Origin of the sequence: Micromonospora sp. D93 (genome assembly GCF_018070365.1) — a bacterium.
Lineage (GTDB): Bacteria > Actinomycetota > Actinomycetes > Mycobacteriales > Micromonosporaceae > Micromonospora > Micromonospora ureilytica.
The window spans coordinates 67,468-74,983 of sequence record NZ_JAGPXW010000035.1; the positions used below are offsets into that span (position 1 = coordinate 67,468).

Here is a 7,516-nt window from a genome sequence, read left to right on the forward strand (position 1 = left end):
ACTCCTGCGCGCCCCACGGGGAGATCGCGCAGGCCCCCTTAGCTCAGTCGGCAGAGCGTCTCCATGGTAAGGAGAAGGTCTACGGTTCGATTCCGTAAGGGGGCTCGAGGGTTCAGCTGGACCCATCGCAGCGGTGTAGCTCAGATGGTAGAGCAAGCGGCTCATAATCGCTGTGTCGCCGGTTCAAGTCCGGCCACCGCTACTCTCGTCTTCCGGGCTCGTTGCCGGTGGTCGTAAGAATGGGCGCTTCTGGCGCCCACTTTGCATGTCCGCGCTGTCAGCGTCTAGGCTGGCGCGTCGTAGTTGTTTCCGTTAGCGAGGAAGGCACTCCGCCGTGGCGAAGGCTACCGATGTCCGGCCGAAGATCACTTTGGCGTGTGTGGAGTGCAAGGAGCGCAACTACATCACGCGCAAGAACCGGCGCAACGACCCCGACCGCATCGAGCTGAAGAAGTTCTGCCCGCGCGACGGTCGGCACACGGTCCACCGCGAGACCCGCTGACTGCTGGCCGGCCTCAGGGCCGGCCGCTGTCGAAGCTTTTCGATCGCCGATCTGACCGGTTTGGCGCGGCTCCGCCGCCTACCGATCAGGTCGGCGATTGGGCTTTCCGTGTAGGTTCGCGGCATGCCTCTGGACCCTTCCTTCGTCGGCCGGACCTATCCGCCGACCGCCCCCTACCAGGTGGGCCGAGAAAAGATCCGTGAGTTCGCCAGCGCCATCGGCGCCACCGATGCGGCCCACCATGACCCGGAGGCCGCGAAGGCGCTGGGCCACCCCGACGTGGTGGCCCCGCCGACCTTCCCGGTGGTCGTCACGATGGCCGCGAGCCGCCAGATCATCGAGGACCCGGCCCTGGGTGTCGACTACAGCCGCCTGGTGCACGGCGACCAGCGGTTCGCGTACACCCGGCCGGTTGTCGCCGGTGACGAGCTGGTCTGCATCAACACCATCGAGGAAGTCAGCACCCGGGGTGGGCACGGCTTCCTGACCACGCGCACCGACGTGAGCACCGCCGGCGGGGAACCCGTCGTCGCCGTCTGGGCCAGGTATGTCATACGCGGGGAGGCGTGAGATGGAGTTTCCAGCACAGACGTTTCAGGTGACCCGCGCGGACCTGGTCCGCTACGCCGGCGCCTCGGGTGACTTCAACCCGATCCACTGGAGTGACCGGGTCGCCACCACTGTGGGCCTGCCCGGGGTCATCGCCCACGGCATGTTCACCATGGCGCTGGTCGGCCGGGCGGTCACCGAGTGGGCCGGGTCGCCGGACGCGGTGGTCGAGTACGGCGTGCGCTTCACCCGGCCGGTGGTGGTCCCGGACGACGACCAGGGGACCGAGATCGAGGTGACCGCGCGGGTTCGTGGGGTGCCCGAGGACGGTCTCACCCGGATCGAGGTGACCGCCACCTGCCTGGGTGACAAGGTGCTGTCGCAGGCGCGGGCGACCATCCGGACAGCGCCCTGAACCGAGCCCGCCACGCGTGGCGGAGAGACCGGTTGGGAAAGTCGGGCGGGTACCCGTACACTGGTCCGCCGTGGGGCAAGTGACCCCTGCTCGGTCGTCTGTGGCCGCGTGGGGCGAGTGTTGCCACATAGGGGTGTAGCTCAATTGGCAGAGCAGCGGTCTCCAAAACCGCAGGCTGCAGGTTCAAGTCCTGTCACCCCTGCGCCTCAGGCCTGACCGTTCCCGTGGGTCGCGCCGCCAGCTTGGCGGCGTCCGGCCCGTGGTGGTGGCATCGGCGGGGTGGTCCGAGGCAATCGGGCCCTCCGGGTGATCCACCGGCCGCGGCCCGTCGCGGGACGGTTGGGTCCGGCCGGCGTGACCAGCGCCGCGTACGCCGCTCGGCGTGCGACCCCAGATTCCGCGACGGAGGGCGAAGTGGCCGACAACAAGCGGCGCGACGACGACGGCGACGATCGTCTTGACGACGAGATCGTCGACGACGTGGCCGACGACGACGCCTCCGGTGCGGACGAGCCGGTTTCCCGGGGAGGCACCGCCACGCGGTCCCGTGCCCGGGCGGAGTCGGCGGACAGCCGGCCGACCACTCGGTCGGAAACGGGTCGGGTGGGCGTCTTCGGCCGCATCGCCCGGTTCTTCCGCGAGGTCGTAGCCGAACTGCGTAAGGTCATCTGGCCGACCCGCAAGGAGTTGCTGACCTACACCGCCGTGGTGGTGGCGTTCGTCGCGGTGATGCTGACGATCGTGGGTGTGCTGGACTTCGGCTTCGCCAAGGTCGTGTTGTTTGTCTTTGGCAACTCTGACTGACCGGCTGCCTCCAGCCATAGTGACGGAAGTGAGCGAGCGTGCCTGAGAACGACGAGACCGCCGGACCGGTGGACGAGCAGTCCACGGTCGCGACGGCGGCTGTTGACGAGTCGGTTGAGGCCGCCAGCGAGCCGGAGTTCCCAACGACCGAGCCCGCACCGGACGAGGACTACGACCCCGTCGCGGAGCTGAGGCAGAAGCTGCGCTACGCGCCGGGTGACTGGTACGTGGTGCACTCGTACGCCGGCTACGAGAACAAGGTCAAGACCAACCTCGAGACCCGGATCACGAGCCTCGACATGGAGGACTTCATCTTCCAGGTCGAGGTGCCGACCCGGGAAGAGGTCGAGGTCAAGAACGGTAAGCGTTCGCAGATCCAGGCCAAGGTCTTCCCCGGTTACATCCTGGTTCGGATGGAGCTGACGGCCGAGTCGTACTCCTGTGTCCGGAACACCCCTGGTGTGACCGGCTTCGTCGGTGCGACCGACCGGGCTGACCGGCCCGCTCCGCTCTCGCTCGACGAGGTGCTGAAGTGGCTGGCGCCGGCCATCGAGACCGAGCAGAAGAAGTCGAAGCCGGAGATCAAGGTCCTCGACTTCGAGGTGGGCGACTCCGTCACCGTCACCGACGGTGCGTTCGCGTCGCTGCCGGCCACGATCAGCGAGATCAACGCCGACCAGCAGAAGCTCAAGGTGCTGGTGTCGATCTTCGGTCGTGAGACTCCGGTGGAGCTCAACTTCAACCAGGTCGCCAAGATCTGATTGGTCGTCGGCGGCGGGCCCGGCCCGCCGTCGACGTCGGCGTACGCGCTCTCGCTCGACCTCGGCGGACGAGTGGGCTGCGGCCTGCGCTACTCTTGAATGTCGCCGCTGTCGCACCGCGCTGACCGTGCGCGCCCGAGGGCGGCGACAGCCGCATTTTCCCAGCTCCAAGCCCCAGGAAGTGACATGCCTCCGAAGAAGAAGCTCGTCAAGACGTTCACGCTTCAGTTGCCGGCGGGCCAGGCCACGCCGGCGCCGCCGGTCGGCCCCGCGCTCGGCCAGCACGGCGTGAACATCATGGAGTTCTGCAAGTCCTACAACGCGCAGACCGAGTCTCAGCGGGGCGACATCGTCCCGGCCGAGATCAGCGTGTACGAGGACCGGTCCTTCACGTTCGTGCTGAAGACCCCGCCCGCTGCCCGGCTGCTGATCAAGGCTGCCGGTGTGCAGAAGGGTTCGGGTGTTCCGCAGTCCGAGAAGGTCGGCTCGGTCAGCCGCGCCCAGCTGCGTGAGATCGCCGAGAAGAAGATGGCCGACCTCAACGCCAACGACATCGCCCAGGCCGAGAAGATCATCGCCGGCACCGCCCGGTCGATGGGCATCACCGTCAACGACTGACGTCGGCCCCGGCCTTCGACCCGACCGTGGGAGGGCTCGCGCCGAGCGAGTCCGCCAGAGACCACAGGAGTAATCAGCAATGCAGCGCAGCAAGAGCTACCGCAAGGCCGCCGATGTCATCGACCGGTCGAAGCTCTACACCCCCACCGAGGCCGTGAAGCTGGCCAAGGAGACCACCAACGTCAAGTTCGACGCCACGGTCGAGGTCGCCATGCGCCTCGGCGTCGACCCCCGCAAGGCGGACCAGATGGTCCGCGGCGTGGTCAACCTGCCGCACGGCACCGGTAAGACCGCCCGCGTGATCGTGTTCGCCAGTGGCGCGAAGGCCGAAGAGGCCGCCGCCGCGGGTGCGGACGAGGTGGGCACCGACGAGCTGGTCGCCCGGATCCAGGGTGGTTGGCTGGACTTCGACGCGGCTATCGCCACGCCGGACCAGATGGCCAAGATCGGTCGGATCGCGCGGATCCTGGGCCCGCGCGGTCTCATGCCGAACCCGAAGACCGGCACGGTGACCATGGACGTCACCAAGGCGGTGTCGGACATCAAGGGCGGCAAGATCACCTTCCGGGTGGACAAGCACTCCAACCTGCACCTGATCATCGGCAAGGCATCCTTCACGGAGACCCAGCTGGTGGACAACTACGCCGCGGTGCTCGACGAGGTGCTGCGCGCCAAGCCGTCCGCGGCCAAGGGCAAGTTCCTCCGCAAGATCATCCTGACCACCACGATGGGCCCGGGCGTTCCGGTCGACCCCAACCTGGTGAAGAACCTTCGGGAGGACCAGGCCGACGCCTGAGTCGACAGATCGCTCCGCCGGGGCGCCGCCACGACTGTGGCGGCGCCCCGGCGCGTTTGAGATGTGGCAGGCTCGGCCCATGCGGCTGGAAGACATCTGGTTGCGGTATCACCGGCGAGGGCCGTGGGTGCTGCGGGGCATCGACGTACGGATCGGTCCGGGCGAGGTGGCGGTCGTGCTGGGCCGCAACGGGGTGGGCAAGTCGACACTGCTCCAGGTGGCCGCGGGGGTCCTCCGGCCGGGCCGGGGCCGGGTCACCGGCCGCCCGACGCGGGTGGCCTGGGTGCCGGAGCGTTTCCCCGCTGACCAGCCGTTCACAGTGACCCGCTATCTGACCGGGATGGCCCGCGTCGCGGGGCTGGGCAGGGCGGCGGCCGACGAGGCGGTGACCTCCTGGACCGACCGGCTCGGGCTGTCCGCGTTTCGCTCGGTCCGGCTGCCGGAGCTGTCCAAGGGCACCGCGCAGAAGGTGGGCCTCGCCCAGGCGATGCTGCGCCCACCCGGCCTCCTGGTCCTCGACGAGCCGTGGGAGGGGCTGGACGCCACCACCCGCGAGCTGGTGCCCGAGTTGATCGCCGAGGTGCTGGCCGCCGAGGGCGCCGTTCTGGTCAGCGACCACCGCGGCGAGACGGTCCGGCTGCCGGCCGCGCGTCGCTGGCTGGTGGCCGACGGCGCACTCTCCGAGGAGACGCCGTCGTCGGACGAGACGCTCGCGGTGGTCGAGGTTGCCGTGCCGGCCGCGCGGGTCGCCGGCACCGTCGCCCGGTTGCGCGCCGAGGGCCACCAGGTGTTGCGGGTACGCTCCGACGCCTCCACCGCCGCACCCCAGGCTCGACCCGCCGAGCCGCTTCGGCCGGCCGGCGCTGCCCGAGCCGCCGAGCCGTCGCTCCCGGTGGCCGGGGAGCTGACAGCCGAGCAGCCGGAGGCCGCCGACCCAATGGTCGAGCCGGCAGCGGGGGAGGCCCGGTGAGCGCCCTGGTCCGGATGCGGCTGGCCGGTTTCCTGCGAACCGGGCGGGCGGTGGCACCGTTGCTCGCCGGCCTGATCACGCTCGGCACGCTCTACGGCGGTGGGCGTGCGCAGCCGGCGGAGGCGTACGGCGTCTCCGCGGTGGTGCTCTTCCCGGTGCTCGCCTGGCAGACCAAGATTCTGTTGGACGTCGAGCCGGACGTGCAGCGTCGGCTGGCGCAGGTGACGGTCGGGGTGGCGCGGGAGCGGTTGGCCGGGCTACTCGCCGCCGGGATGGCGGCGCTGGTGACGGTGGTCATCGCGCTGCTCTTTCCGTGGCTGGTCGGTGGGGTGTCCGGCCCGGTCGACCCGGGGGACCGGTCGATTCCGGTCGGGCTCGCGCTGGGCGTGTGGGCGCACGTGCTTGTCGTACCCGCTGCGGTTGCTCTTGGGGCGTTGGCCAGTCGGGCGTCGGTTGGCGGCGCGGGGTACGGCGTCGCGGTGCTGGCCCTCGGCGTGGTCGGCGCAGTGGTGCTCGGCCTGACCGGCTCGGTGGCCCCCTGGCTGGCACCGCCGATCATGGCCGCGGCTCGCACCACCGGCGGCGACGCCGCCGCGCTGACCCTGCTGGGCCTGACCGTGTGGGCGCTGACCTGGAGCGCCGCGGTCGTCGGCGGCTACCTGTGGCGGCGGCGGGCCCAGGGCTGACCAGCACCGGCGCCGGTGGCGGGGCTCACAGGGCGCGATTTGGCGCTGGTGGCCGGGGCGCGTAGTCTTCAACAGTCATCCGTGTTCTCATGGATGAGGAACCACCCAAAGACCGCTGGTCACCGTGCTCCGGCACGGTCGAAGGTCCCGCGACAACGGGCGACCCGCGTAGGGCGGCAAGCGTAACTCGGCAGTGAACGTGGTCCGCCGACCATGACGATCTGCCGGCCCTCGCCCCGTGCGCCCTGCGCCGGGGCTTTTTCGTTGTCGTGCTGCCTCCGCCCCCGTTCCGGCTTCGGCCGAGACGGGGACCAGCCTCGAGTAACGAGAGAGGAGGGACATGGCGGACAAGCCGATCCGGGCCGACAAGGCCACGGCCGTCGCTGAGCTGACCGAGAGCTTCCGCAGTTCGGGCGCCACCGTGCTGACCGAGTACCGCGGTCTGACGGTTTCCCAGCTCACCCAGCTTCGGCGCTCGCTCGGCGCCGAGACCAGCTACACGGTCGCGAAGAACACGCTGGCCAAGCGTGCTGCGACGGACGCGGGCATCACCGGCCTCGACGAGCTGTTCACCGGTCCTACCGCGCTGACTTTCGTTTCGGGCGACGTCGTCGAGGCGGCGAAGGGGCTTCGCGACTTCGCGAAGGCCAACCCGAAGCTCGTCATCAAGGGCGGTGTCTTCGAGGGCAGGGCCATCACCGCGGCCGAGGTCTCGAAGCTCGCCGACCTGGAGTCCCGCGAGGTGCTGCTGGCCAAGCTGGCCGGCGCGATGAAGGGCAACCTGAGCAAGGCCGCGGCCCTGTTCCAGGCCCCGCTGTCGAAGACCGCCCGTCTGGCGGCTGCACTGCAGGACAAGCGCGAGAAGGAGGGCGCCGAGGCGGCCTGAGGCCCCCACGGCGCACCAGTTCTTACTTAACAGAATCAGGAAAGGACGCCAGATATGGCGAAGCTCAGCACCGACGAGCTGCTCGACGCGTTCAAGGAGATGACGCTGATCGAGCTCTCTGAGTTCGTGAAGCAGTTCGAGACGACCTTCGAGGTCACCGCTGCTGCTCCGGTCGCGGTTGCCGCTGCCGGCGGTGGCGCGGCTGCGGCCGAGGCCGAGCCGGAGCAGGACGAGTTCGACGTCATCCTCGAGGCTGACGGTGGCAAGAAGATCCAGGTCATCAAGGTCGTGCGCGAGCTGACCGGCCTGGGCCTCAAGGAGGCCAAGGACGCGGTCGAGTCCGCGCCGAAGGCCATCCTGGAGAAGGTCAACAAGGAGACCGCCGAGAAGGCGAAGGCCAAGCTCGAGGGTGAAGGCGCCAAGGTCACCCTCAAGTGACCTGACGTTCCACCAACGCGTACCCGGCTCGTGAGCCGGGACACCATCGCGTCGCGGCGGGGGGGGTGTCTCAGCCCGCTCACCCCCCCCC

General features: G+C 69.4%; 11 protein-coding genes and 3 tRNA genes. All 14 read left to right on the forward strand.

What is annotated here, in order from left to right; genetic code table 11:
* Positions 1-32 precede the first annotated feature (32 nt).
* The 14 genes from KBX71_RS29070 to rplL all read left to right on the forward strand — a co-directional run bounded on the left by KBX71_RS29070 (position 33) and on the right by rplL (position 7,425).
* Positions 33-105, forward strand: a tRNA-Thr gene (locus KBX71_RS29070).
* A 24-nt stretch (positions 106-129) separates the two neighbouring features.
* Positions 130-202 (forward strand) — tRNA-Met (locus tag KBX71_RS29075).
* Between the two features lie 132 nt (positions 203-334).
* Entirely contained in the window at positions 335-502 is a 168-nt protein-coding gene (gene rpmG, locus KBX71_RS29080; RefSeq protein WP_007073056.1) for a 50S ribosomal protein L33, read from the forward strand.
* Between the two features lie 123 nt (positions 503-625).
* Positions 626-1,072 (forward strand): MaoC family dehydratase N-terminal domain-containing protein, encoded by a 447-nt coding sequence (locus tag KBX71_RS29085; protein WP_210820982.1) that lies wholly within the window; start codon positions 626-628, stop codon positions 1,070-1,072.
* Position 1,073: 1 nt separating this feature from the next.
* Positions 1,074-1,466, forward strand: a complete 393-nt coding sequence (locus tag KBX71_RS29090) for a MaoC family dehydratase (protein ID WP_210820983.1) — start codon at positions 1,074-1,076, stop codon at positions 1,464-1,466.
* Between the two features lie 129 nt (positions 1,467-1,595).
* Positions 1,596-1,668 (forward strand) — tRNA-Trp (locus KBX71_RS29095).
* 212 nt (positions 1,669-1,880) lie between these two features.
* On the forward strand, positions 1,881-2,270 hold the full coding sequence (gene secE, locus KBX71_RS29100) for a preprotein translocase subunit SecE (protein WP_030329860.1): 390 nt from the start codon (positions 1,881-1,883) through the stop codon (positions 2,268-2,270).
* Positions 2,271-2,308: 38 nt separating this feature from the next.
* Entirely contained in the window at positions 2,309-3,031 is a 723-nt protein-coding gene (gene nusG / locus KBX71_RS29105) for a transcription termination/antitermination protein NusG (protein ID WP_210820984.1), read from the forward strand.
* 186 nt (positions 3,032-3,217) lie between these two features.
* Positions 3,218-3,649 carry a 50S ribosomal protein L11 gene (gene rplK / locus KBX71_RS29110; protein ID WP_124820953.1) on the forward strand — a complete coding sequence of 144 codons (432 nt, stop codon included), beginning with the start codon at positions 3,218-3,220 and terminating at the stop codon, positions 3,647-3,649.
* A gap of 79 nt (positions 3,650-3,728) precedes the next feature.
* Positions 3,729-4,445, forward strand: coding sequence for a 50S ribosomal protein L1 (rplA, locus tag KBX71_RS29115; protein WP_124820954.1), 717 nt, complete (start codon positions 3,729-3,731; stop codon positions 4,443-4,445).
* A gap of 79 nt (positions 4,446-4,524) precedes the next feature.
* Positions 4,525-5,415: an ATP-binding cassette domain-containing protein gene (locus KBX71_RS29120; protein WP_210820985.1), complete on the forward strand. Its 891-nt coding sequence runs from the start codon at positions 4,525-4,527 to the stop codon at positions 5,413-5,415.
* The gene (locus tag KBX71_RS29125) at positions 5,412-6,101 is read left to right on the forward strand and encodes a hypothetical protein (protein ID WP_210820986.1); all 690 of its coding nucleotides are present in this window, start codon (positions 5,412-5,414) and stop codon (positions 6,099-6,101) included. Before KBX71_RS29120 ends, KBX71_RS29125 begins: the two co-directional genes overlap by 4 nt.
* A 340-nt stretch (positions 6,102-6,441) precedes the next feature.
* Positions 6,442-6,987 (forward strand): 50S ribosomal protein L10, encoded by a 546-nt coding sequence (rplJ, locus tag KBX71_RS29130; RefSeq protein WP_210820987.1) that lies wholly within the window; start codon positions 6,442-6,444, stop codon positions 6,985-6,987.
* A 54-nt stretch (positions 6,988-7,041) separates the two neighbouring features.
* The gene (rplL, locus tag KBX71_RS29135) at positions 7,042-7,425 is read left to right on the forward strand and encodes a 50S ribosomal protein L7/L12 (RefSeq protein ID WP_124820958.1); all 384 of its coding nucleotides are present in this window, start codon (positions 7,042-7,044) and stop codon (positions 7,423-7,425) included.
* Positions 7,426-7,516 lie beyond the last annotated feature (91 nt).